Source organism: Serratia sp. CY32780, assembly GCF_052169135.1.
GTDB lineage: Bacteria > Pseudomonadota > Gammaproteobacteria > Enterobacterales > Enterobacteriaceae > Serratia > Serratia sarumanii.
The window spans coordinates 109,233-133,262 of record NZ_JBJNLI010000001.1 but is presented as its reverse complement, the minus strand read 5'-3'; the positions used below and the strand labels follow the sequence as shown (position 1 = coordinate 133,262).

Genomic DNA, 24,030 nt, shown 5'->3' with positions numbered 1-24,030 from the left:
GGATCAAGCGTTTAAAGGCGGAATCGGCTTGCCGATCCGACCATAGAAATCCGCAACAAACTGCTCTAATTTACCCTCTTCGATAGCCTGGCGTAAACCCGCCATCAGGCGTTGGTAGTGACGCAGGTTATGAATCGTGTTCAGTCGAGCACCCAATATTTCGTTGCAACGGTCGAGATGGTGCAAGTAGGCGCGGCTGTAATGGCGACAGGTGTAGCAATCACAGTCCTTATCCAGCGGAGAAGTATCATCCTTGTGCTTGGCATTACGGATTTTTACCACACCGTCAGTCACGAACAGATGGCCGTTGCGGGCGTTGCGGGTCGGCATGACGCAGTCGAACATGTCGATGCCGCGACGCACGCCTTCCACCAAATCTTCCGGCTTGCCGACGCCCATCAAATAGCGTGGCTTATCTTCCGGAATTTGCGGGCAAACGTGTTCAAGAATGCGATGCATATCCTCTTTCGGCTCGCCTACAGCCAAGCCGCCCACAGCGTACCCGTCAAAGCCGATATCCACCAGCCCTTTGACTGAAACATCACGTAAATCTTCGTAAACGCCGCCCTGAATGATGCCGAACAGCGCATTTTTATTTTCCAGCTCGTCGAATCGCTTGCGGCTGCGCTCCGCCCAGCGCAGCGACATTTCCATCGAACGCTTGGCGTAGTCCCAGTCGGCCGGGTACGGCGTACATTCATCGAAGATCATCACGATGTCGGAACCCAGGTCATACTGGATTTCCATCGATTTTTCCGGGCTCAGGAACACCTTGTCGCCGTTGATCGGGTTGCGGAAGTACACGCCTTCCTCTTTGATCTTGCGCATCGCCCCCAGGCTGAACACCTGGAAACCGCCGGAATCGGTAAGGATCGGCCCATGCCACTGCATGAAATCGTGCAGGTCGCCGTGCAGCTTCATGATCTCCTGGCCCGGGCGCAGCCACAGGTGGAAGGTGTTGCCCAGCAGGATCTGCGCGCCGGTTTCTTTCACTTCTTCCGGCGTCATGCCCTTGACCGTGCCGTAGGTGCCGACCGGCATAAAGGCCGGGGTCTCCACCACGCCGCGGTCGAAGATCAGGCGGCCGCGACGCGCGCGGCCATCGGTAGTTTGTAGTTCGTACTTCACAAAACCTCCAGCATCAGAGAAACAGTCTGATGTCGTTGAAACGGGGCCGCGCCGTGCGCGCAGCCCGGGAAATTAACCGCCGACGGACTCGTTTTCCGCCTGCGGGTTACGGCTGATGAACATCGCATCGCCGTAGCTGAAAAAGCGATACTGCTCGGCCACCGCCTGCTGATAGGCGTTCATGGTATTTTTATAGCCGGCGAAGGCCGACACCAGCATGATCAGGGTCGATTCCGGCAGGTGGAAATTGGTCACCAGCGCGTCGATCACCTGATAGTGATAGCCCGGATAGATAAAGATACTGGTGTCGCCGAAGAACGGCGCAATCAGCGCTTCTTTGCTGGCCGCCGCGGCGCTTTCCAGCGAGCGCACCGAGGTGGTGCCCACCGCCACCACGCGCTTGCCGCGCGCCTTGCAGGCCAGCACCGCATCGACCACCTCCTGCGGCACTTCGGCGTATTCGGCATGCATCACGTGATCTTCGATGGTTTCCACGCGCACCGGCTGGAAGGTGCCGGCGCCGACGTGCAGCGTCACGAACGCCATTTCCACGCCCTTGGCGCGCAGCGCCGCCAGCAGCGGCTCGTCGAAGTGCAGGCCGGCGGTCGGCGCGGCAACCGCTCCGGGCTTCTCGCTGTAGACCGTCTGATACAGCTCGCGGTCGGCGTCTTCATCCGGGCGGGCGATATAAGGCGGCAGCGGCATGTGGCCGGCGGCGTTGAGGATAGTGAACACGTCGCGCTCGTCGTTGAAGCGCAGCTCGAACAGCGTCTCGTGGCGCGCTACCATGGTGGCGGCGATGCTCTCGTCATCCCCCAACAACAGCTCGGCGCCCGGCTTCGGCGCTTTCGACGCGCGCACGTGCGCCAGCACGCGATGGTCGTCCAGCACGCGCTCCACCAGCACTTCTATCTTGCCGCCGCTGACCTTGCGGCCGAACATGCGCGCCGGGATCACGCGGGTATTGTTGAACACCAGCAGGTCGCCGGCTTCCAGCTTATCCAGCAGATCGGTGAATACGCCGTGCGTCAGCGCCCCGCTCGGCCCGTCCAGCTGCAGCAGGCGGCATGCGCTGCGTTCGGCCTGGGGATAGTGGGCAATCAGGGATTCGGGAAGTTCAAACGAAAAATCAGCGACGCGCATGGGTATTCACTTCTTCAATTTAGGGCTGGTTGGTAAAAAACAGGCGGCCTAGTCTAAAGCCGGGGGCGGTCAGCGGCAAGAAATAAGGAGGATTTGCCTGACTTCGGGTATAGTTGAGGGATGAATTTTCTCGCTCATCTTCACCTGGCCATGCTGGCGGACAGCTCGCTGCTGGGCAACCTGCTGGCCGATTTCGTGCGCGGCAACCCCGCCGCCGACTACCAGCCCGAGGTGGTGGCCGGCATCATGATGCACCGCCGCGTCGACGTGCTGACCGACAGCCTGCCGCAGGTCAAAGCCAGCCGCGACTATTTCAGCGCCCCCTACCGCCGCGTGGCGCCGATCACCCTCGACGTGGTGTGGGACCATTTTCTGGCGCGCCACTGGCAGCAGCTCGAGCCTTCGCGCGACCTGCACCAGTTTACCCAGGAAGCCCGCAGCCAGATCGAACCTTTTCTGCCGCTCACGCCGCCGCGCTTTCAGAACCTGAACGGCTACCTGTGGCAGGAACGCTGGCTGGAGCGCTACGCCGAATTGCCGTTCATCGCCCGGGTGCTGCAGGGCATGGCCAGCCGCCGCCCGCGCCTCGAGGCGCTGGCCGGTTCGTTCGCCGACGTCGAGCAACATTATCATCAGCTTGAAACACAGTTCTGGCAGTTTTACCCGCAAATGATGCGGCAGGCGAAGGACAAAGCGCTCTGAGGTCAAGCTCAAGCCCTTGAAATTGCAACGCCTTGCAAGAATTTACGTTTTGCCGCTTGCCCTTTTGTGGGAAAAGGTTATTTTTAAAGCTCGCTAAATTATATCAACGACTTTGATAGGTGAAAGCTATCTCATCGATTGGTCTTTTACCCTTTATTCACCAAGTCGCGGCCCCTATACTGGCCCTTGTTTTTACATCCACCCTTTAACACCTATTACAGGAGTAATTATGGTCCTGGTAACTCGTCAAGCCCCTGACTTCACTGCAGCTGCCGTACTGGGTAGCGGCGAAATCGTTGAAAACTTCAACCTGAAGAAGCACCTGAACGGCAAACCGGCCGTGCTGTTCTTCTGGCCAATGGACTTCACCTTCGTATGCCCTTCCGAGCTGATCGCTTTCGATCACCGCTATGAAGAGTTCCAGAAGCGTGGCGTTGAAGTGGTTGGCGTTTCCTTCGACTCAGAGTTCGTTCACAACGCATGGCGTAAAACCCCTGTCGACAAAGGCGGCATCGGTGAAGTGAAATACGCAATGGTTGCTGACATCAAGCGTGAAATCCAGAAAGCTTACGGCATCGAACACCCGGAAGCCGGCGTTGCGCTGCGCGGCTCCTTCCTGATCGACAAAGACGGCATCGTGCGTGCTCAGGTTGTTAACGATCTGCCAATCGGCCGTAACATCGACGAAATGATCCGTACCGTTGATGCGCTGCAATTCCACGAAGAGCACGGTGAAGTGTGCCCGGCTCAGTGGGAAAAAGGCAAAGCAGGTATGGGCGCTTCCCCAGACGGCGTTGCAAAATACCTGTCTGAAAACGCTGCCAAGCTGTAATTTCAGCCTGATAGTGAATCAACCGGCCCACGCGGCCGGTTTTTTTATGCCCCTTTATGGGGCAGACCGCCCACCTTCAGTGCTTTATTTCCCTGTTTCCGCTCACATTTCCCACCCTGCTCGCCGCGCGTGCGCCCAGCAGCGGCTACTATCAATAACGCTGGCTCGCGCTTTGCAAGCGAACAGCGGCAAGCAAACACAACACAATAAAAAACTGACAGGGTAGGAATAACTATGTTTTTACAGAAATGGAGCAAACCCCTGACCATGGCGGCGCTGCTGGTCAGCGGCAGCCTGTATGCGGCATCCAACCCCGCGGTGGAAGCCAAAAACGGCATGGTGGTCACCTCGCAGCACCTGGCCTCGCAGGTCGGCGTGGATATCCTGAAGATGGGCGGCAACGCCATCGACGCCGCCGTGGCAGTGGGCTATGCGCAGGCGGTGGTTAACCCCTGCTGCGGCAACATCGGCGGCGGCGGCTTTATGACCGTTCACCTGGCGGACGGCACCGACACCTTCATCAACTTCCGTGAAACCGCGCCGGCGGCGGCCAGCGCCAACATGTATCTGGATGCCGACGGCAAGGTGAAGAAAGACGCCAGCCTGTACGGCTATCTGGCGGCGGGCGTGCCGGGCACCGTGCTGGGGATGGAAACCGCGCGTGAGAAGTACGGCAAGCTGAGCCGTGAACAGGTGCTGGCGCCGGCGATCAGGCTGGCGCGCGAAGGCTTTGTGCTGACCCGCGCCGATACCGATATCCTCGACACCACCGTCGCGCGCTTCAAACAGGATCCCGAGTCGGCCAAAATCTTCCTGCGCCCGGACGGCAGCCCGCTGCAGCCGGGGGACAAACTGGTGCAAACCGATCTGGCCAATACGCTGGAAGCCATCGCCAAAGGGGGAACCGACGCCTTCTATAAAGGCAAGATCCCGCAGGCGGTGGAGGCGGCGGCCAAACAGGGCGGCGGTATCTTGACCGCCGCCGACTTCGCCAATTACAAGGTCACCGAAACGCCGCCGATTACCTGCAGCTATCGCGGCTACAAGTTCGTGTCGGCGCCGCCTCCCAGCTCCGGCGGCGTGACGCTGTGCGAAATCCTCAACGTGGTGGAAGGCTACGACCTGAAAAGCATGGGCTTCAACTCGGCGGCGGCCATTCACACCATGACCGAAGCGATGCGCCATGCTTACATGGACCGCAACACCTACCTCGGCGACCCGGAGTTCATCAAAAACCCAATCGACCGGCTGGTGAGCAAGAGCTACGCCGAGCAGATCCGCAAGAAAATCGTCGCGGACAAGGCCACGCCGTCGGAAAACGTGCAGCCCGGCATGGAACCGCATGAGAAACCGGAAACCACCCACTATTCGATCGTCGATCACGACGGCAACGCGGTCTCCACCACCTATACCGTCAACGGCCGCTTCGGCGCCGTGGTGATCGCACCGGGTACCGGCTTCTTCCTCAACGACGAGATGGACGACTTTACGGTCAAAGTGGGCGAGAAAAACCTGTACGGGCTGGTGCAGGGCACCGCCAACAGCATTGCCCCCGGTAAGCGCCCACTATCGTCGATGAGCCCGACGCTGGTGACCAAGGACAACAAGATCTTTATGGTGCTGGGCTCGCCGGGCGGCTCGCGCATCATCACCATCACCCTGCAGACCGCATTGAACGTGATAGACCACGGCATGGCGCCGCAGGAAGCGGTGGACGCACCGCGCATCCATCACCAATGGTTGCCGGATGAGGTGTACTACGAACAGCGCGGCGTTTCCGCCGATACGCTGAAGCTGCTGAGCGGCATGGGCTATAAGATGGTCGAGCAAACGCCGTGGGGCGCCGCCGAACTGATTCTGGTCGGCTTGCCGGGTGCGGCGGGCGTCAGCCCGGCCAACTCCGGCAACGACTCGGCGGTTTCCGGCAAGGTACGCGAAGGCTATCTGTACGGTGCCAACGACGTGCGTCGCCCGGCAGGTTCTGCGGTCGGTTACTGATGTAAACGCCTACTCACCTTTATCGCGGGGGCCCTTCGGCCCCCGCAGTGTCTTTAGCCTTCACAGCGCCACACGGTGGCCGTCTCTTCCGCCAGCTGCAGGCGCAGCCCGCCTGCCGTTTCGCTCAACTCTCCCCGCCCTTCCACACGCCGCCACGGGCCGCGCGCCAACAGCGGGTTGTACGGCAGCTGCGCCTGGCCGCTGCCGTCGCGCTGCAGCGCCACCAGCACCTGCTCCTGCTGATACAGGCGCACGAACACCAGCGTTTCCCCGCTGGCGTACAGCACCTGACAACCGCCGCGGCGCAATGCCACGCTCTGTTTACGCAGCGCCGCCATGCGCTGGAACAGCGCCAGAAGCGGCCGGTCCCAGTCGCCGACGTCCCACGGGAACGGCTTGCGGCAGAACGGATCGTTGCCGCCGTCCAGACCAATCTCATCGCCGTAATAGAGGCAAGGCACGCCTATCCAGCTCAGCAACCACACCGCCGCCATCTGCATGCGCGCCGCGTTCCCCTGCAACAGCGTGAGAAAACGCGCGGTATCGTGGCTGTCCAACTGATTGAACTGGATCAGCTGGCGGCCGTGCGGCAGCCCGGCGCGGTAGCCGTCCATCCACTGCGCGCACCCGGCGGCGTCCAGCCGCACCGGGTGATAGGCTACGTCCAGCCCCGCCAAGAACGCCCGCACCGGCAGCGCGAAGCCCATGTAGTTCATCGCCGCATCCTCCACGCCGGCGTGCAGCCAGCGGCGCGCGTCGCCGAAGTGCTCGCCCAATACGTAGGCCTGCGGATTCTCCTGCTTCACCGCCTGATAGATGCCAGCCAGGTGGTGCAGGTTGCCGGTGGCGCCGCCGTTCTCCCCCAGCATGTGCACCACGTCCAGCCGCCAACCGTCGATGCTGTACGGCGGGCGCAGCCAGTGGCGCACCACGCTGCCTTCCCCGCGATAGATCGCTTCCGCCACCTGCGGCTCGGCGAAGTTGAGCTTCGGCAGGCTGGCGTTGCCCTTCCAGTCGAGCGCGCGGCCGTCCGGGTAAAAGTTGAACCAGCCGCGATACGGCGAATCGGGGTGGTGACAGGCGCCGTTTTCGCCCTGACGATGGCGGTCGAACCACGGATGCGAGTCGCCGGTGTGGTTAAATACCCCGTCCAGCACCAGTTTCATGCCCACCTTGTGAGTGCTCACTCGCAAACGCTGCAGCGCCGCGTTGCCGCCGAAGTGCGGATCGACCTGGTAATAGTCCTCGGTATCGTACTTATGCACGCTCGGTGCGGTAAAAATCGGGTTCAGGTACAGCGCCGTCACCCCCAGCTGCTGCAAATACGGCAGTTTGGCGCCGATGCCGTCCAGATCGCCGCCGTAAAAGGTCGAGGCGGCGTGGCGATCCTCCAGCGGGTGCTGCCAGTCGCGCCGAATCACCTCGGCGCCGGCCGCGTGATGGCGGTAGCTGCCGCTCTGGATGCCGTGCTCGCCGCCGCTGCTGGCGAAGCGATCGGGGAAAATCTGGTAGAACAGCTGATCCGCCACCCACTCGGGGCCGTTGTCAGGTTCGTCGACGGCGAACTGCGCCAGCTGCCCCGGCGGCGTTGGCGACCAGCCCTGCGGCCCGAACCACTGCTGGCGATCGGCCCACAGCAGCTTGAAGCAGTAACGCCGCGTCGGCTCGCCCTCATTCAGCGTCAGGCTGGCCTGGTAGCGCCGCATCCCCTCGTGGCGCTGCGCTTTCATCACCAGCAGCCACTCTTCGTTATCCGGTTCGGCGCGCAAAAACACCCGTTCCGGCAGTTCATCCCCCTGTAACCACAGCGTGATATCCAAACGTTGCCCTTGCTTCACCACAAAAGGCGGGACCGGTTGATGCCAGGCGTTAAGCATACTGTTTCTCCTGCTGTACCAAACGAAATCGACGGCGTTCTTCAAGAAGCGAACAATGCCACGTTAAGTGCAACTCCCCCTCCTCTCTGGCCGCAAAACCCGGGGATGAGCCGGGGGGCGGAGACCGAAAAATAACGCTAACCCGATGTAAAAAAAGGTAAACAGGTACAAATCCTGCACGTTACCCCTTAGGCTAACGCGTTTTAAGTTTACAGGATATTTTTTGCGCATTTTTTAAGGAGCGGTAATGCAACAACAGATAACGCGCTGGCTGGAACAGTTTGGTTTGGAATTCGGCGGAGTGATGTCGCTGTTGATGGTATTGGGGTTGATTGTCCTGATCTCGGTCGCGATCCACCTGGTGCTGCACCGGGTGGTGCTGGCCGCCCTTCAGCGCCGCGGCCAGCAATCGCAGCGCGTCTGGCAACAGGCCATCACCCAATACAAACTGTTCCAGCGCGTGGCGCTGCTGCTGCAAGGGGTGATCATCAGCATCCAGGCGACGCTGTGGTTACAGAGCGGCAGCCAGACCCAGGCGGTGATCGTCACCGCCGCACAGGTGTGGATCCTCGCCTTCACCCTGCTGTCGCTGTTCTCGCTGCTGGATACGCTGCTGGCGCTGCTGCGCCAAAGCCCGATCTCCAATCAGCTGCCGCTGCGCGGCATTTTCCAGGGCCTGAAACTGGTGGCGGCGATCCTGATCGGCATCATGATCGTCTCGCTGCTGATGGGCAAATCGCCGCTGCTGCTGCTCAGCGGCCTGGGCGCCATGACCGCGGTCCTGATGTTGGTGTTCAAGGATCCGATCCTCGGCCTGGTGGCCGGCATCCAGCTCTCCGCCAACGATATGCTGAAGATCGGCGACTGGCTGGAAATGCCGAAATACGGTGCCGACGGCGCGGTCACCGACATCGGCCTGACCACGGTCAAAGTGCGTAACTGGGACAACACCGTCACCACCATTCCCACCTACGCGCTGATCTCCGACTCGTTCAAAAACTGGCGGTCGATGTCGGAATCCGGCGGGCGCCGCATCAAGCGCAGCCTGAATATCGACACCGGCAGCGTGCACTTCCTGTCGCAAGAGGAACAGCGTCGCCTGCAGCGCAACCCGCTGCTGCACAGCTACCTGAATGATAAAACCCAGGAGCTGAGCCGGCACAATCAGGAGATTGCCATCGATCTGGCCTCGCCGCTCAACGGCCGCCGCCTGACCAACCTCGGCACGCTGCGCGCCTATCTGGAAGCCTACCTGCGCGCTCACCCGCGCATTCACCAGAACATGACGCTGATGGTGCGCCAGCTGGCGCCGACGCCGGAAGGCCTGCCGCTGGAAATCTACGCCTTCACCAACACCACGGTCTGGGCGGAGTATGAAAGCATTCAGGCGGATATTTTCGACCATATCCTGGCGGTGATCGACGAGTTCGGCCTGCGCGTGCATCAAACGCCAACCGGCAATGACCTGCGCGGCATGCTGCTACAAAACGCCAACGCTTCCTGACGTCGGCTGACGTAACTGTGTCTGCTGGTAATGATGTTCTTTCAATTGCCAGCAGATATCTCCATCCCCTTCTTTTCCCCGGTGAAAACGGCGTTAATGCGCCATCACCTTCACCACCGAGAGGGAAAGCCTTTGCTGAAACGCTTACGTCACCGGCTGTTTACCCTGATGGCCACCCTGCTGTTTATCGGCTGCCTGCACAGCGCTTCGCTGGACGAAAGCCGCATGCCCCGCAATCTGCAACCTTCGCTGAGCGCCCTCAGCAGCAATATGCAGGACATTCGCGAAGTGCTGGCGCGCTGTGCCGGCGAGGAAGAGGAGGAACGCCTTAACGGCGGCGACGTGCGTATCGAAGCGCGCGCCGCCGGGGAGGATGAAGCGGAAGACAAACGCCCGGCATAATAGGTTAAAAAACGCCCCATCTTGTTGCGCCATACGCAACACCTGGCTATGATGCGTATAGCGCAACACTCATGGAGCCGTCAGGATGATAAGAAGCTTCAAGCATTAGGGACTCAAAAAGTTTTTCGAAACCGGTTCAACGGCGGGTATCGACGCCAAGCAGGCGAAGAAAATCGCGCTGCGGCTGAGCGTGCTGGATCTGGCGAAAGTGATTGATGACGTAGATCTGCCCGGCTTCTTCTTGCACCCGCTAACGGGCGCTCGCAGCGGGCAATGGTCCGTCACCGTAACCGGCAACTGGCGTATCACGTTTGAACTGGTCGAGGGTGATGTTTATATCGTGAATTATGAGGACTATCACTAATGAACCGCATGCATAACCCCCCTCATCCTGGCGAGTTGATCAAAGAAACCATGGAAACGCTGAATCTCAGCGCGCGCGCGCTGGCTAAAGCGCTGGACGTCGCGCCCTCCACGGTTCAACGCCTGATCAGCGGAAAGTCCGATATCTCGCCGGAAATGGCCATCCGCCTGTCCATCGTGATAGGCAGTTCCGAACAGGTTTGGATGGGCATGCAGGATGCTTACGATCTGTGGCAGGCCAGGCAGTCCATCGACGTTTCCAAACTGCGCAAGCTGGACTTCGCTTGACGCCTGCTCCTAAAAAAACACCGGCCTTAGCCGGTGTTTTTCCATTTAGTCTTGCTGCGTCGCCAACGGTGCGCGTTTTTTCTGATGGTTGACCTTGAACCAGTACCCCGCCAGCAGCAATACCACCCAGACCAGGCCGGCGTACAGCGAGACGCGCGTGGTCGGGAAGTAGCCGATCAGGCCGATGATGAACACCAGGAACACGATCGCCACCACCGAGGTGAACACCCCGCCACGCAGCGGGAACGCCAGCTGCTTCACCTGTTCTTTGCTCAGGCTGCGGCGGAAGGCGATTTGGGAGAACAGGATCATGATCCACACCCACACGGTGGCGAAGGTCGCCAGGGACGCGATCACCAGGAACACGCTCTCCGGCATGATGTAGTTGAGGTATACCGCCAGCAGCAGCGCCAGCATCATCACCACCACCGTCACCCAGGGAATGCCGCGCTTCGACACCTTGCTGAACATCTTCGGCGCATGGCCCTGCTCGGCCATGCCGTGCAGCATGCGGCCGACGCCGAACACGTCGCTGTTGATCGCCGACAGCGAAGCGGTAATCACCACGAAGTTGAGGATACCTGCCGCCACGGTGATGCCCATATGCTGGAAGGTCAGCACGAACGGGCTGCCGTTGGTGCCCACCTGGTTCCACGGGTAGATAGACATGATGACGAACAGCGTGCCGACGTAGAACACCAGAATGCGCCACGGCACCGAGTTGATGGCCTTCGGAATCGATTTTTTCGGATCTTTGGCTTCGCCGGCAGTGATGCCGATGATTTCAATGCCGCCGTAAGCGAACATCACCAGCTGCAGCGACAGGATCATACCGATAAAGCCGTTGCTGAAGAAGCCGCCGTTCGTCCACAGGTTATGAATGCCGGTCGGTTGCCCGCCGTTGCCGATGCCCCAGATGATGATGCCGATGCCGGCCGCGATCATGATGATGATGGTAGCGACCTTGAAGAACGAGAACCAAAACTCCAGCTCGCCGAATACCTTGACGCTCATCAGGTTGATGGCGCCGATGATCAGCACCACGCTCAGCACCCAAATCCAGTGCGGTACTTCCGGGAACCAGACCCCCATATAGATGCCGAAGGCGGTCACGTCGGCGATGGCGACGATCAGGATTTCAAAGCAGTAAGTCCAGCCGGTGATGTAACCCGCCATCGGGCCGAGGTAGTCCTGCGCGTAGCGGGAAAACGAGCTGGCCTGCGGGTTGTTGACCGACATCTCCCCCAGGGCGCGCATGATGATAAAGGCCACGATGCCGCCGATCAGGTAAGCCAGCAGCACGCTCGGGCCGGCCATTTTGATGGCGTCCGCCGAGCCGTAGAACAACCCGGTGCCGATGGCCGATCCCAGCGCCATAAAGCGGATATGACGCGTACTGAGGCCGCGTTTCAGCTTATTGTCGGGGGCAGTGGTGGGTGACTGTTGTTGCATGAAAATGACCCATAGTTTTAAACGTAAAAAAGCCACGGACATGTCCGTGGCCCTGGATTAAGCCGGGGGATTATCAGTGCGCGGTCACTTGGGAACGCGTACACACCCGATCATAAATCGCGACCAGCACCAGCATCAGCAGCGAAGGCGGCAACCATGCCAACCCCTGCTCCGCCAGCGGCAGGTGAGTGGTCCAGGCCGGCAGCAGCTGCTGGAAACTGGAGGCTTTCACCGCGTCAAGGATACCAAACAACAGACTGACAAGCATCACCGGCGCGATGATGCGCGGCGCGCTGTGCCACCAACGCAGGGTGAAGCTCAGCACCACCAGCACGATGCACGGCGGGTAAATCGCGGTCAGCACCGGAATGGAGATCTGGATCAGGTGGCTCAGGCCGAGGTTGGACACCACCATCGAGAACAGGCCCAGGATAAACACCAGCGTCTTGTACGAGAATGGCAGGTATTGCGCGAAAAACTCGGCGCAGGCGCAGGTCAGGCCTACCGCGGTCACCATACAGGCGATGAAGATCAGCGCCGCCAGGAAGAAGCTGCCCAGGCCGCCGAAGGTGTTCTGAACGTAAGCGTGCAGGATCACCGCGCCGTTGGTGGCGTCCGGCACCAGCGCGCCGCTGCCGGAGCCCAGCTTGAACAGGCTCAGGTAAACCAGCGTCAGGCCCACGCCGGCAATCAAACCGGCCAGAATGGTGTAGCGGGTCAACAGACCGGCGTCTTTCACGCCGCGCGAGCGCGCCGCATTGACGATAACGATGCCGAATACCAGCGCACCCAGCGTATCCATGGTCAGATAGCCGTTAACGAAACCGGAAGAGAAAGGCACGCTCTGGTAAGCCGCCGTCGCCGGGATCGGCGCGCCGGCAGGCCACAGCAGCGCGGCGATGCCCAATACGGCCAGCGCCACAATCTTCAGCGGTGCCAGCACGTGGCCGACGGTGTCGAGCAGGCGGCCCGGATACAGGGAGATGCCGATCACCAGCGCGAAGTACACCAGGCTGTAGATGAACAGCGGCATGGCGCCGTCGCCGGTCAGCGGGGCGATGCCCACTTCAAAGGACACGGTGGCGGTGCGCGGCGTGGCGAACAGCGGGCCGACGGCCAGGTAGCAGACGGTCGCCAGCAGCAGGCCGGCGCCGCGGCCGATCGGCGAACTGAGGGCGTCGATGCCGCCGCCGACGCGCGCCAGCGCGATGACGGTGATGACCGGCAGACCGACGGCGGTGATCAGGAAGCCCAGCGCCGCGATCCAGACGTGTTCACCGGACTGCAAGCCGACCATCGGCGGGAAGATGATGTTCCCGGCCCCAACGAATAAGGCAAAGGTCATGAAGCCCAGTGCCAGGATATCTTTTGACGTTAAACGATGACTCATACGATGTCGTGTTGCCTGTTCAAATGAAAAATAGTGTCCGATAGCGTGGTGGCGTGACGCCCCACCGGTTGCCGGCATGCCCGATCGTCGCAGCGCCAAATAAGCATCCTAAACGCAGTCGATCCGGCGTTTATGTCCCTATTCGAAAGTGGCCGCTCATGAAGATGGGCAAAATTTTAGGAGTTATAAAAATGGAGGTTTAATCCGACAACGAGGGCTAAGGTAAACGTTTATAGCGCTTCAAGGCAAGACGCACGGCGAAAAGCAGAGCTATCAACCATATAAACTTTAGCCACCAGTCGATCATATTGGCTATCAATAAATATACACTACATGATTTGTATCATTTTTGAACAATGGATTCACGAAACGTGAAACATATACCACTTTACCGCGCGAAAACGCCAATAAATGCCCGGTTTTCGCGTGGTATAAGCTCCGTTTGGCCGTTAAAAAAGGCGAAAATTACGCCGCTTTTTGTCGCTTATTGCACCGTGGCCGCCGCGAGCGGCTGCAGCCCGAGCGCCTGGCGGGTCCTCTGCAGGGCGCCCGGCGGCAGCGGCAGATAGCCGTCGTGATTGACCAGGCTCTGCCCTGCGTTCGACAGCACGCGATCGAGGAACGCGGCGGTCAGCGGCTCCAGCGGTTGATTGGGGGCTTTGTTGATGTAGATATAGAGATAGCGCGACAGCGGGTAGCGATCGTTGCGCACGTTGGCGGCGGTAGGCGCGACATAGTCCTCTCCCGATTCCGCCAACGGCAGCAGCCGCACGCCGCTGGCGCGAAAACCGATGCTGGCGTAGCCGATGCCGTTGAGCGAACCGGCCACCGCCTGCACCACCGAGGCCGAACCGGGCAGCTCATTGACGCGCGGCATAAAATCGCCGCCGCACAGCGCGCGCAGTTTGAAATAGCCGTAGGTGCCGGACGCCGAGTTGCGGCCGAAGCGCTGCAGCGAGCGCGTCGCCCAGTCGCCGCTCAGCCCCAGCTCGCCCCAACGCGTCAGCGGCTTGCTTTCACCGCAGCGCCGGGTGGCGGAGAAAATGCGATCGAGCTGCTGCAGATTGAGGCCGCGCAGCGGGTTGTCCTGATGCACCAACACCACCAGCGCATCCACCGCCACCGGCACCGCCAGCGGCGCATAGCCGTAACGGTGTTCGAACGCCGAAACCTCGGCCGCCTTCATCGGCCGGCTCATCGGGCCCAGCTGCGCAGCGCCCGCCGCCAACGCGGTCGGCGCGGTCGACGAGCCGGCGGCCTGGATCTGCAGGTTAACGTTGGGATAATGCCGGCTGAAATCCTGCGCCCACAGCGCCATCAGATTCGCCAAAGTATCGGAACCGACGCTGGACAGGTTGCCCGCCAGCATGCCGTCGGGCTGCGCCAGCGCGCCGCGTCCGGCCAGCAGCGCCAGGCAAAGCAACAGCCCTCGGGTTATTCGGGTCATACCGGTGTCTCGCGTTAATTTTTCACCGCATTCTCTGATAAAGCGGCGGGAACAATCAACCGGTTGGGTAAGGTAAAGATAAAGCGGGTGCCGATCCCCGGCTCGCTGAGGATCTCCAGCCGCGCGTCGTGATGGCTGAGCGCATGTTTAACGATCGCCAGCCCCAGCCCGCTGCCGCCGGTCTGGCGCGAACGGGCCTTGTCGACGCGGTAAAAACGCTCGGTCAGGCGCGGCAGGTGTTCGGCGGCGATGCCCGGCCCGTTGTCGCTGACCTGGAACTGCGCGCCGTGCGCCGTCTGCTGCCAGCTCACTTCGATATGGGTGCCCTTCGGCGTGTGGTTGACCGCGTTGTACACCAGGTTAGACACCGCGCTGCGCAACTGGTCTTCATTGCCGAACACGTTGAGCTGTTCGTTCACCCGGAAAGTGATCTCGTGATTGCCGCCGCTCAGCGATTGCGCCTCGCGCTGCAACACCCGCAGCATCAGCGGGATATCCACCCGCTCGTTCATGTCGACATTGGGCGCCGCCTCGATGCGCGACAGCGTCAGCAGCTGCTTGACCAGCCCGTCCATCCGGCGGGTCTGTTCCTGCATGGTGCCGAGCGCCTTGCTGCGCAGCGAACCGTCCTGCTCTTCGTCGCCCATCATCTCCAGATAGCCCTGCAGCACCGTCAGCGGCGTGCGCAGCTCATGGCTGACGTTGGCGAAGAAGTTGCGCCGCGCCCCCTCCAGCTGGCGCATCTGGGTGACGTCGCGCGCCACCATCAGCAACTGCCCTTCGGAATAGGGCATTACGCGGAATTCGACGTAGTGTTCGTTGTTCAGCTGCAGCGTCAGCGGGCGCGAGAACTCCTGCTGTTGCAGGTAATGGCTGAATTCCGGATAGCGCAGCAGGTTGAGGATGTGCTGCCCGTTGTCCTCCGGCCAGCGGAAGCCGAGCAGATGCTGCGCCAGCCCGTTGCACCAGAAGATGTTGCCTTCAACGGTGGTCATCACCACCGCGTCAGGCAGCGATTCGGCCCCGCTGCGAAAGCGCTTGATCAACAGCGCCAGCTCACGCCGGCGACGGCGATTGCGCTGTTGCATCTGATACAGGCCATAGAACAGCGGCTCCCAACTCCAGCGGCCGGGCGGCGGCGTCATGCTGCGGTCGATCCACAGCCAATGGGAGAGTTTGAGCTGGTTGTAGAAATTCCACACCAGCGCGGCCAGCGCGGAGGCCAGCAGGAACCAGGGCAGATAACCGAAAATCAGCCCCAGCAGTAAGGCGGGCAAACAGAAAAGAGCCAGCTCCAGAGCCAGCCTCTTCCACGACAGACGTTCTAACACGGCATATTCTCCAGCGCAGCGCGATCAGTAGCGCGTTGAGAACCGGTAGCCGGTGCCCCGAACGGTTTGAACCATTTTATCATGCCCACTGGTTTCTAACGCCTTGCGGAGCCGACGGATATGCACGTCAACGGTACGGTCTTCCACATAAACGTTAGTGCCCCAGACGTGATTAAGCAACTGCTCACGGCTATAAACCCGCTCCGGGTGGGTCATAAAGAAGTGCAGCAGCTTGAACTCGGTCGGCCCCATGTCCAGCGCCTGATCGTTCGCCATCACGCGGTGGGAGGACGGATCCAGGCTCAGCCCTTGCATTTCAATCACTTCTTCCACCGCCATCGGTGAAATGCGGCGCATGACCGCTTTGATGCGCGCCACCAGCTCCTTGGGCGAGAACGGCTTGGTGATGTAATCATCCGCCCCCACTTCCAGGCCGCGCACCCGGTCTTCCTCTTCGCCGCGCGCGGTCAGCATCATCACCGGGATATCGCGCGTCAGCGCTTCGCGCTTCATATGTTTGATAAACTGAATGCCGGAACCGCCGGGCAACATCCAGTCGAGCAACACCAAATCAGGGAACGGCTCAGACAGGCGCGTCACGGCGCTGTCATAATCCTCGGCTTCCAACGGTTGGTAACCATTCTGTTCCAACACAAAGCACACCATCTCACGGATCGGCGCTTCGTCTTCCACCACCAGTATGCGTCTTGCCATCGTCAATCCTGCCAATGTGTTAGCGACTTTGCGGGCGCCATTATGCGTCAGTTTTGTGACACTTTTATGAAAAAAAGCGGCTGTTATAGGCAGTAAGCATAGCGATTATTTCCCGGCGCAAAGAAAAATCATCCGGTTGTCATCATCATTGCGCCGGGACAGCCGCCGCCGCGGCCTTTATAATCATCGCCATTACCTTTGCATCCGGGAGTGTTATGCGCCTGATCCACACCTCTGACTGGCACCTTGGCCAGTACTTTTTCACCAAAAGCCGTGCCGCCGAGCACCAGGCTTTTCTGAACTGGCTGATCGAGCAGATCGAGCAGCAGCAGGTGGATGCGCTGATCGTCGCCGGGGATCTGTTCGATACCGGCTCGCCGCCCAGCTACGCCCGCGAGCTGTACAACCGCTTCGTGGTGGATCTGCAGCGCACCGGCTGTCAGCTGGTGGTGCTGGGCGGCAACCACGACTCGGTGGCGACGCTGAACGAATCGCGTGAGCTGCTCTCCTGCCTGAACACCACGGTGATCGCGAGCGCGCAAAGCGCCCCCGAACAGCAGATTGTGGTGCTGAACCGGCGCGACGGCCAGCCGGGCGCGGTGCTGTGCGCCATTCCTTTTCTGCGGCCGCGCGATCTGCTCACCAGCCGCGCCGGCGAATCCGGCGCGCAAAAACAGCAGGCGCTGCAGGAAGCCATCGCCGAACATTACCAGGCGCTGTATCAGGCGGCCTGCGAACGCCGCGATCGGCTGGGCCTGCCGCTGCCGATCGTCGCCACCGGCCACCTGACCACCGTCGGCGTCACCACCTCCGACTCGGTGCGCGACATCTATATCGGCACCCTCGACGCCTTCCCGGCGCAGGCCTTCCCACCTGCCGATTACATCGCGCTGGGCCACATTCACCGCGCGCAGAACGTCGCCAAATCAGAGCATATTCGCTATAGCGGCTCACCGATTCCGCTCAGCTTCGATGAACTGGGCAAAGCCAAAAGCGTCTTCCTGGTCGATTTCGCCGACGGCGCCCTGCAGCAGGTAGAAGCGTTAGCGATCCCGCAGTTCCAGCCCATGCAGCTGATCAAAGGCGATCTGGCCGAGATCGAACGGCAGCTGCAGCAATTTGCCGACTATGCCGGCGAGCTGCCGGTGTGGCTGGATATCGAAGTGGCGACGCAGGACTACCTCAGCGATATCCAGCGCCGCATCCAACTGCTGGCGGATGAGCTGCCGGTGGAAGTGGTGCTGCTGCGGCGCAGCAAAGAGCAGCGCCGCCAGGCGATCGCGCAGCAGGATAAGGAAACGCTCAACGAGCTGAGCGTCAACGAGGTGTTCGAACGCAGGTTGGCGCAGGAGGCCGACATGCCAGAAGCGCGCCAACGGCGGATGCACCAACTGTTCCGCCAGGTGGTCGAGGCGGTGCAGCACAATCCTGAGGAGACCAATCCATGAAGATCCTCAGCCTGCGGTTAAAAAACCTCAACTCGCTGCAGGGCGAGTGGAAAATTGACTTCACCGCCGAGCCGTTCGCCAGCAACGGCCTGTTCGCCATTACCGGCCCGACCGGCGCGGGCAAAACCACCCTGCTGGACGCCATCTGCCTGGCGCTGTACCACCAGACGCCGCGTCTCAACGTCACGCCGAGCCAGAATGAACTGATGACCCGCCACACCGCCGAATCGCTGGCGGAGGTCGAATTCGAGGTCAAGGGCGTCGGCTATCGCGCCTTCTGGAGCCAGCGCCGCGCCAAAAACGCGCCGGACGGCAACCTGCAGGCGCCGAAGGTGGAACTGGCGCGCCGCGAGGACGGCAAGATCCTGGCGGACAAGGTGCGCGACAAGCTGGAGATCACCGCCGCCATCACCGGGCTGGACTTCGGCCGCTTCACCAAATCGATGATGCTGTCTCAGGGGCAGTTCGCCGCATTCCTCAACGCCGACGCCAACGATCGCGCTGAGCTGTTGGAAGAGCTGACCGGCACCGAAATCTACGGGCGGCTGTCCGAACAGGTGTTCGAATCGCACAAGCAGGCCAAAACCGACCTGGATGGGTTGCACCAGCGCGCCAGCGGCATCGAGTTGCTGAACGATGAACAGCGCCACTCCCTGACTGAACAGCTGACGGCGCTGAGCGCGCAGGAAAGCGCCCTCGGTAAGCAAACTCAGCAACAGCAACAGGCGCTGAGCTGGCTGCAGCAATGGCAACGCCTCCAGCAACAGCAAAACGAGGGTCAACGGCGGCTGGAAACCGCCCAGCGCGAGCAGACGGAGGCCGCCCCGCAGCTGCAGCGGCTGGCGCTCAGCGAACCGGCCGAGAAATTGCGGCCGCTGCGCGGTGAACGCGATCGCTGCCGCGCCGAGCTGCAGACGATACAACAGCAGGCAGCCCAGCTGACGCAGCAACAGGAACAGCACTCGGCGCAGCTGGCGCCACTGCAGCAGGCGGTGGAAAAGGCCCGTCTGGCGCAGCAAGCCCATGCCGAGCATATGCAGCAACAACAACAGCTGATCGATGAACAGGTCGCCCCGCTCGACCACCAAATAGCCCAACTGCAGTTGACACAGACCGAGCGGCAACAGGCCGGCGATGCGGCCGCGCAGCAGTGTGCCAAACAGCAAACCACGCTGGAGCAGCTCACCGCCGAGCGCAGCCAGCTGACGGCGCAGGCCGCACAGCATCAGCAGCGGTTGAACGCACTGACCGAAGCGCTGGCCGTTCAGCAGCAACAGCAACAAGCGCTGGCGGCGCAAACGCCGCTGGCCCCGCTGCGCCAGCGCCTGAGCGCCCTGGCGGATCTGCGCCCGACGCGCCAGCAGTTATTTACTCTCGCCTCTTTATCGCAACAAGTTGTTAAACGGCTGGAACAGCAGCGGCAAGAGCTAAACATCGGTCAAAATGAACTGACCCAGTTGGAGCCACAGTTAGAGCTCATCCGTCAGCAATTTAAGCAGCAGAAAGCCCACCAGGCCGATGTTGAAAAAACCTATGCGCTGGAACAACGGATCGTGGGCCTGGAAGCCGAGCGCGCCCGTTTGCAACCCGGCGCCCCCTGCCCGCTGTGCGGCTCATGCGATCACCCGGCGGTAGAACAATACCAAGAGGTAAAACTGTCAGAAACTGCGCAACGTCTGGAGCAAATGAAAGTCCAGACCGAAACATTGCAAAAACAAGGCGTCGAGCTGCGAGCCCGTTACGACAACCTGCAACAGCAATTGCAACGCCAACAGCAGGCTATCGCGCAGGATGAGCAGCAGCTGGCTGCCCAACAGCAGCAGTGGCAGCAGCTCAGCGCGCCGCTGGCATTCGACTTTACGTTGGCGGAGGGCGAGCGGCTCAGCGCCTGGCTGAGCGGCTGCGACGATGAAGAGCGGCGCGGGCAACACGCGCTGCAGCAGCATGAACAGGCGGCGCAGGCGGTACAGCAGGCAAAAGACGCGCTCGCCGCTCTGCAAACGCAGCAGCAGCAGGCGCAGCAACGGCTGGCGCTGCTCGAAGAGCGCTTTACGCTGCTGCAGAAAACCCATGCCGACAGCCTGCAACAGCAGCAAGACCTGCAACAACGCTGGCAAGAAGGCGAGAAGACCCTCGCCGAACGGCGCGCGCAGCGGCTGGCGCTGTTCGGCGAACAGCAGGTCGCCGAGGTGCGCGAACAGCTGCGCGCCAAACAAACCGCCTGTGAGCAGGCCAGCTTGCAGGCCGCCGAGCAGTGGCAAAAAGCGCAGGAACTGCGTGAGCGCCTGGCCGGCCAGCAGGCCGGATTGCAACAACAGCACACCCAAATGCAAGAACGGCTGCAGCAGGCGCAGCAGCTGTGGCAGCAGGCGCTGGCCGACAGCGAATTCGCCGATGAAACCGCCTTCGCCGCTGCGTTGCTGGACGACGCCCTGCGCCGCGAATTGCAGCAGCGCAAAGAGCAACTGCAACAGCGCCAGGTGGAGGCCGCCGCCCTGCTGACGCAGGCGACGCAAACGCTGGAGCAGCATCGGCAAAGCCGCCCTGAAGGGGTGGATGAAGCCAACGCGGATCTCGACGCACTCACGCAATCGCTGGCCGAGCTGGCACAGCAGTTGAAAACGTTGCAGCTGCGCCAGGGTGAACTGCGCAACCAGCTGGAAAGCGACGCCGCCCGCCGCCTCAATCAACAGGCGCTGTTCGAGCAAATCGCCCGCAGCCAGCAAGACTACGACGACTGGAGCTACCTCAATCAGCTGATCGGCTCGAAAGAAGGCGACAAGTTCCGCCGCTTCGCTCAGGGGCTGACGCTCGATCATCTGGTCTATCTGGCCAACCAGCAACTCGGCCGGCTGCACGGGCGCTACCTGCTGCAGCGCAAAACCAGCGACGCGCTGGAGCTGCAGGTGGTGGACACCTGGCAGGCCGACGCGCTGCGCGATACCCGCACCCTGTCCGGCGGCGAGAGCTTCCTGGTCAGCCTGGCGCTGGCACTGGCGTTGTCCGATCTGGTCAGCCACAAAACCAGCATCGATTCGCTGTTCCTCGACGAAGGCTTCGGCACGCTGGACGCCGAAACCCTCGATACCGCGCTCGACGCGCTGGACAGCCTGAACGCCTCTGGCAAAACCATTGGCGTGATCAGCCACGTCGAGGCGATGAAAGAGCGTATTCCGGTGCAGATCAAGGTGAAAAAGGTCAACGGGCTCGGCGTCAGCCGGCTGGAGGCGCACTTCAGGCTGGAATGATCCCGCGGCGCAGAAGTGTGACCGCGGCGGCACTCCGCGGTGAAAAGCGTTGAGCCGCGGCGAGCACGGGTTATTATGCAGACATAACAGGATTGTTACTGTATCCCCTCCGCCGCTCAGGCCGCAGGACAGAAACATAAAATACAGGCAAAACCTGGCGCTCGGGATCGCTCCCGGGCGTCAGGTTTTTTCGTTTTCAGGATGCTGAAACACCGGGAAAGACCATGAAAATCGCTAAAATACTCAATAATAACGTGGTGATTACGCTGGACGACCGTCAGGAAGAGACGGTCGTAATGGGAAAAGGAATCGGCTTTAAAAAGAAGCCCGGCGACACGCTGGACGAAAGCCTGATCGAAAAGGTGTTCACCCATAACGGCGGTGAAATCGCCGAGCGCTATAAAGAGCTGCTCTCCGAGATCCCGCTGGCCTGCGTCACCACCGCCGACCGGATTATTACCCTCGCCCGCGAACGGCTGCCGGGCAAGTTGCATAACATCGTCTACATCACGCTGACCGACCACATCCATTTCGCTCTGCAGCGCCACGCGCAAGGGCTGGATATCAAAAATGCGTTGCTGTGGGAGATTAAAAAGCTCTATCAGGCCGAGTTCGCCGTCGGGCTGGAGGCGCTGGCCTTGATCGCCGAGCGGCTGAATACCGCGCTGCCGGAAGACGAGGCCGGATTTATCGCCCTGCACCTGGTCAACGCCCAGCTTAACGACGAGATGCACAACACGCTGCACATCACCCGCGTGATGCAAGAGATCCTCAACCTGGTCAAATACCACTTCCGCTTTGATTACAACGAGGAAGCCCTGAGTTACCACCGTTTCGTCACCCATTTGAAATTCTTTGCCCAGCGCCTGCTGGGGAAAAACTACGTCGACAGCGACGACGACTCGCTGTATCAGGTGGTGAAAGAGAAATACCGTGAGTCATTCGCCTGCGCCGGCAAGATCAACCGCCACATCGAAAAGCACTATCAGCACCAGCTCACCACGGAAGAGATGATGTTCCTGACCATTCATATCGAACGGGTGCGCAGCGAAAGCGAGGAAAAACCGGCTTAACGGCGGGCGTCCGCTACCCGCACGCCGTACTGCGGAAACACCGCGTCGGCGGAGATCAGCGTCAGCCCCTCGGCCTGCGCCTGTGCGATCAGCATGCGATCGAAAGGATCCTGATGATAGGGCGGCAGTTGCCCGGCCTGTTGGCAATGAAAGGCGTCCATCGGCAGCGCCAGAAAATCTTCGGCCTCGATGATCGCAAAGATGTCTTCCGGCAGCGCCAGCTTGCCCAGCGCCTGCTTGATCGAGATCTCCCAAATGCTGGCCGCGCTGACGTATACCGCATTGCCCGGATCGGCGATCTGCCTTTTGGCGTTCGCGCCCAGGCAGGCGTCATCAATCAGCCACCACAGCAACGCGTGGGTATCCAGCAGCAGGCGCTTCATGCATCGCCCTCAAACAGCGCCGCAATGGCCGCATCCCCCGCGTTGAAATCCGCCGGCACGGTAAACTTGCCCTTGGCGGCGCCGGGCCGGCGCGCTTCGCCCTGGATGGCGACCAGCTGTACGTACGGCTTCCCTGCTTTTGCAATAATCACGGTTTCTCCCTCCGCGGCTCTGTCCGCCAGCTGGCTCAGATTGGATTTGGCTTCGTGCATATTGGCCTGAATCGGCATACGCGTCCTCCTTAGCTAAGTTAGCTAAAGCATAAAGCGCCGTCCAGTTTTTGTACAGGGAATGGTTTAAAGCGCGAGCAGCCTCGCGCTTTGCTGCAACGCTTAGCGCTGCTGTTGCGGCCATAACCAGGCCGCGCCGCGTACGCCGCTGGAGTCGCCGTGCACCGCCTTGCGGATCGGCGTTTCACACTCGCCGCCGAACACCCAATCTTTCACCCGCTGCGGCACCGTGCGGTACAGGCGATCCACGTTGCTCATGCCGCCGCCGAGCACCACCACGTCCGGATCAAGAATGTTGATCACGTGCGCCAACGCTTTCGCCAGCCGCATTTCGTAGCGCACGATCGCCTGCTCCGCCAGCGCATCGCCCCGCTCGCTCAGCGCCATGATTTCGTGCCCTTGCAGCGCGTTGCCGCCCAGGCGCGCATAGTCGGTGGCGAAACCGGTGCCGGAAATAAAGGTTTCGATGCAGCCCGGTTTGCCGCAGTAGCACGGCACTTCGCGGGCGTAGCGCAGCTCATCGTCATCCTGCCACGGCAGCGGATTGTGGCCCCACTCGCCGGCGATGCCGTTGCCGCCGGAATGCGCCTGCCCATTCAGCGCCACGCCGGCGCCGCAGCCGGTGCCGACAATGACCGCAAACACGGTTTGCGCGCCGGCGCCTGCGCCGTCGGTGGCTTCCGACACCGCCAGGCAGTTGGCGTCGTTGGCGATACGCACCTCGCGCGCCAACAGCGCCGAGAGATCCTTGTCCAGCGGTTTGCCGTTGAGCCATACCGAGTTGGCGTTTTTCACCCGCCCGGTAAACGGCGACAGCGTGCCGGGAATGCCGATCCCGACCGATCCCCGCTCGCCGGTATGATCTTCCGCCAGTTTCACCAGCCCGGCGATCGCCGCCAGGGTTTGCCCATAGTCATGGCGCGGCGTGGCGATGCGATGGCGAAACAGCTCCCGGCCGTCGTCCGCCAACGCAATCACTTCAATTTTTGTCCCGCCCAAATCGATGCCAATGCGCATGTATTTTTCTCCTCGATGCCGCGCAGCGTTGCCACAGCCTAATGTAAGTACGCAGATGAA

The 24,030-nt window shown here is 61.1% G+C and carries 21 protein-coding genes; 10 read left to right on the top strand and 11 right to left on the bottom strand.

Annotation, left to right across the window (positions count from 1 at the left end; genetic code table 11):
• Nucleotides 1-3: 3 nt before the first annotated feature.
• Nucleotides 4-1,128, bottom strand: coding sequence for a tRNA guanosine(34) transglycosylase Tgt (gene tgt, locus ACJ8HH_RS00685; protein WP_033647322.1), 1,125 nt, complete (start codon nt 1,126-1,128; stop codon nt 4-6).
• 72 nt (nt 1,129-1,200) lie between these two features.
• Entirely contained in the window at nt 1,201-2,271 is a 1,071-nt protein-coding gene (queA, locus tag ACJ8HH_RS00680) for a tRNA preQ1(34) S-adenosylmethionine ribosyltransferase-isomerase QueA (protein ID WP_004940394.1), read from the bottom strand.
• A 120-nt stretch (nt 2,272-2,391) separates the two neighbouring features.
• Between queA and ACJ8HH_RS00675 the strand changes: the two genes are divergently transcribed.
• The 3 genes from ACJ8HH_RS00675 to ggt all read left to right on the top strand — a co-directional run bounded on the left by ACJ8HH_RS00675 (nt 2,392) and on the right by ggt (nt 5,803).
• Entirely contained in the window at nt 2,392-2,973 is a 582-nt protein-coding gene (locus ACJ8HH_RS00675; protein WP_033647323.1) for an ACP phosphodiesterase, read from the top strand.
• A 229-nt stretch (nt 2,974-3,202) separates the two neighbouring features.
• Nucleotides 3,203-3,805 carry a peroxiredoxin C gene (locus ACJ8HH_RS00670; protein WP_019454212.1) on the top strand — a complete coding sequence of 201 codons (603 nt, stop codon included), beginning with the start codon at nt 3,203-3,205 and terminating at the stop codon, nt 3,803-3,805.
• A 234-nt stretch (nt 3,806-4,039) separates the two neighbouring features.
• Nucleotides 4,040-5,803: a gamma-glutamyltransferase gene (gene ggt / locus ACJ8HH_RS00665; protein ID WP_033637292.1), complete on the top strand. Its 1,764-nt coding sequence runs from the start codon at nt 4,040-4,042 to the stop codon at nt 5,801-5,803.
• Between the two features lie 53 nt (nt 5,804-5,856).
• On the opposite strand, the gene malZ is transcribed toward ggt, so the two are convergent.
• A complete protein-coding gene (gene malZ, locus ACJ8HH_RS00660; protein ID WP_039566998.1) occupies nt 5,857-7,680 on the bottom strand; it encodes a maltodextrin glucosidase in 1,824 nt (607 codons plus the stop codon).
• A gap of 247 nt (nt 7,681-7,927) precedes the next feature.
• Between malZ and ACJ8HH_RS00655 the strand changes: the two genes are divergently transcribed.
• From ACJ8HH_RS00655 to ACJ8HH_RS00640, 4 genes are all read left to right on the top strand, one after another.
• On the top strand, nt 7,928-9,184 hold the full coding sequence (locus ACJ8HH_RS00655) for a mechanosensitive ion channel family protein (RefSeq protein WP_039566999.1): 1,257 nt from the start codon (nt 7,928-7,930) through the stop codon (nt 9,182-9,184).
• 132 nt (nt 9,185-9,316) lie between these two features.
• The gene (locus tag ACJ8HH_RS00650; RefSeq protein ID WP_033637289.1) at nt 9,317-9,586 is read left to right on the top strand and encodes a hypothetical protein; all 270 of its coding nucleotides are present in this window, start codon (nt 9,317-9,319) and stop codon (nt 9,584-9,586) included.
• A gap of 148 nt (nt 9,587-9,734) precedes the next feature.
• Nucleotides 9,735-9,950 (top strand): type II toxin-antitoxin system RelE/ParE family toxin, encoded by a 216-nt coding sequence (locus ACJ8HH_RS00645; RefSeq protein ID WP_230298451.1) that lies wholly within the window; start codon nt 9,735-9,737, stop codon nt 9,948-9,950.
• Nucleotides 9,950-10,237, top strand: coding sequence for a HigA family addiction module antitoxin (locus ACJ8HH_RS00640; RefSeq protein WP_025160069.1), 288 nt, complete (start codon nt 9,950-9,952; stop codon nt 10,235-10,237). Before ACJ8HH_RS00645 ends, ACJ8HH_RS00640 begins: the two co-directional genes overlap by 1 nt.
• A gap of 45 nt (nt 10,238-10,282) precedes the next feature.
• Here the strand turns inward: ACJ8HH_RS00640 and proY are convergent, their stop codons facing one another.
• From proY to phoB, 5 genes are all read right to left on the bottom strand, one after another.
• On the bottom strand, nt 10,283-11,689 hold the full coding sequence (proY, locus tag ACJ8HH_RS00635) for a proline-specific permease ProY (RefSeq protein WP_060451919.1): 1,407 nt from the start codon (nt 11,687-11,689) through the stop codon (nt 10,283-10,285).
• Nucleotides 11,690-11,762: 73 nt separating this feature from the next.
• On the bottom strand, nt 11,763-13,079 hold the full coding sequence (gene brnQ / locus ACJ8HH_RS00630) for a branched-chain amino acid transport system II carrier protein (RefSeq protein ID WP_060429164.1): 1,317 nt from the start codon (nt 13,077-13,079) through the stop codon (nt 11,763-11,765).
• Between the two features lie 484 nt (nt 13,080-13,563).
• On the bottom strand, nt 13,564-14,526 hold the full coding sequence (locus tag ACJ8HH_RS00625; RefSeq protein WP_033647326.1) for a PstS family phosphate ABC transporter substrate-binding protein: 963 nt from the start codon (nt 14,524-14,526) through the stop codon (nt 13,564-13,566).
• 14 nt (nt 14,527-14,540) lie between these two features.
• Entirely contained in the window at nt 14,541-15,857 is a 1,317-nt protein-coding gene (gene phoR / locus ACJ8HH_RS00620) for a phosphate regulon sensor histidine kinase PhoR (protein ID WP_025301740.1), read from the bottom strand.
• 24 nt (nt 15,858-15,881) lie between these two features.
• Entirely contained in the window at nt 15,882-16,571 is a 690-nt protein-coding gene (gene phoB, locus ACJ8HH_RS00615) for a phosphate response regulator transcription factor PhoB (RefSeq protein ID WP_004940438.1), read from the bottom strand.
• Between the two features lie 215 nt (nt 16,572-16,786).
• Here phoB and sbcD point away from each other — a divergent pair, with 215 nt between their 5' ends.
• The 3 genes from sbcD (at nt 16,787) to licT (ending at nt 22,340) form a co-directional block, all read left to right on the top strand.
• A complete protein-coding gene (sbcD, locus tag ACJ8HH_RS00610) occupies nt 16,787-18,019 on the top strand; it encodes an exonuclease subunit SbcD (protein WP_060451920.1) in 1,233 nt (410 codons plus the stop codon).
• Nucleotides 18,016-21,267: an exonuclease subunit SbcC gene (sbcC, locus tag ACJ8HH_RS00605; RefSeq protein ID WP_060451921.1), complete on the top strand. Its 3,252-nt coding sequence runs from the start codon at nt 18,016-18,018 to the stop codon at nt 21,265-21,267. The genes sbcD and sbcC overlap by 4 nt, the downstream gene beginning before the upstream one ends.
• Nucleotides 21,268-21,491: 224 nt before the next feature.
• Nucleotides 21,492-22,340, top strand: coding sequence for a BglG family transcription antiterminator LicT (licT, locus tag ACJ8HH_RS00600; RefSeq protein WP_033637282.1), 849 nt, complete (start codon nt 21,492-21,494; stop codon nt 22,338-22,340).
• Here the strand turns inward: licT and ACJ8HH_RS00595 are convergent.
• The 3 genes from ACJ8HH_RS00595 to mak all read right to left on the bottom strand — a co-directional run bounded on the left by ACJ8HH_RS00595 (nt 22,337) and on the right by mak (nt 23,970).
• Entirely contained in the window at nt 22,337-22,723 is a 387-nt protein-coding gene (locus ACJ8HH_RS00595) for a type II toxin-antitoxin system VapC family toxin (protein ID WP_033637281.1), read from the bottom strand. The two genes, licT and ACJ8HH_RS00595, sit on opposite strands and share 4 nt — an antisense overlap.
• On the bottom strand, nt 22,720-22,953 hold the full coding sequence (locus tag ACJ8HH_RS00590) for a type II toxin-antitoxin system Phd/YefM family antitoxin (protein WP_033637280.1): 234 nt from the start codon (nt 22,951-22,953) through the stop codon (nt 22,720-22,722). Before ACJ8HH_RS00590 ends, ACJ8HH_RS00595 begins: the two co-directional genes overlap by 4 nt.
• Nucleotides 22,954-23,055: 102 nt before the next feature.
• Nucleotides 23,056-23,970 carry a fructokinase gene (gene mak / locus ACJ8HH_RS00585; protein ID WP_043146700.1) on the bottom strand — a complete coding sequence of 305 codons (915 nt, stop codon included), beginning with the start codon at nt 23,968-23,970 and terminating at the stop codon, nt 23,056-23,058.
• Nucleotides 23,971-24,030: the final 60 nt, after the last annotated feature.

Excerpts from the sequence above, each read along its gene's own strand:
- queA (WP_004940394.1), bottom strand. The coding sequence starts at position 2,271 with ATGCGCGTCGCTGATTTTTCGTTTGAACTTCCCGAATCCCTGATTGCC.
- ACJ8HH_RS00675 (WP_033647323.1), top strand. The coding sequence starts at position 2,392 with ATGAATTTTCTCGCTCATCTTCACCTGGCCATGCTGGCGGACAGCTCG.
- ACJ8HH_RS00670 (WP_019454212.1), top strand. The coding sequence starts at position 3,203 with ATGGTCCTGGTAACTCGTCAAGCCCCTGACTTCACTGCAGCTGCCGTA.
- ggt (WP_033637292.1), top strand. The coding sequence starts at position 4,040 with ATGTTTTTACAGAAATGGAGCAAACCCCTGACCATGGCGGCGCTGCTG.
- malZ (WP_039566998.1), bottom strand. The coding sequence starts at position 7,680 with ATGCTTAACGCCTGGCATCAACCGGTCCCGCCTTTTGTGGTGAAGCAA.
- ACJ8HH_RS00655 (WP_039566999.1), top strand. The coding sequence starts at position 7,928 with ATGCAACAACAGATAACGCGCTGGCTGGAACAGTTTGGTTTGGAATTC.
- ACJ8HH_RS00640 (WP_025160069.1), top strand. The coding sequence starts at position 9,950 with ATGAACCGCATGCATAACCCCCCTCATCCTGGCGAGTTGATCAAAGAA.
- proY (WP_060451919.1), bottom strand. The coding sequence starts at position 11,689 with ATGCAACAACAGTCACCCACCACTGCCCCCGACAATAAGCTGAAACGC.
- brnQ (WP_060429164.1), bottom strand. The coding sequence starts at position 13,079 with ATGAGTCATCGTTTAACGTCAAAAGATATCCTGGCACTGGGCTTCATG.
- ACJ8HH_RS00625 (WP_033647326.1), bottom strand. The coding sequence starts at position 14,526 with ATGACCCGAATAACCCGAGGGCTGTTGCTTTGCCTGGCGCTGCTGGCC.
- phoB (WP_004940438.1), bottom strand. The coding sequence starts at position 16,571 with ATGGCAAGACGCATACTGGTGGTGGAAGACGAAGCGCCGATCCGTGAG.
- sbcD (WP_060451920.1), top strand. The coding sequence starts at position 16,787 with ATGCGCCTGATCCACACCTCTGACTGGCACCTTGGCCAGTACTTTTTC.
- sbcC (WP_060451921.1), top strand. The coding sequence starts at position 18,016 with ATGAAGATCCTCAGCCTGCGGTTAAAAAACCTCAACTCGCTGCAGGGC.
- licT (WP_033637282.1), top strand. The coding sequence starts at position 21,492 with ATGAAAATCGCTAAAATACTCAATAATAACGTGGTGATTACGCTGGAC.
- ACJ8HH_RS00595 (WP_033637281.1), bottom strand. The coding sequence starts at position 22,723 with ATGAAGCGCCTGCTGCTGGATACCCACGCGTTGCTGTGGTGGCTGATT.
- ACJ8HH_RS00590 (WP_033637280.1), bottom strand. The coding sequence starts at position 22,953 with ATGCCGATTCAGGCCAATATGCACGAAGCCAAATCCAATCTGAGCCAG.
- mak (WP_043146700.1), bottom strand. The coding sequence starts at position 23,970 with ATGCGCATTGGCATCGATTTGGGCGGGACAAAAATTGAAGTGATTGCG.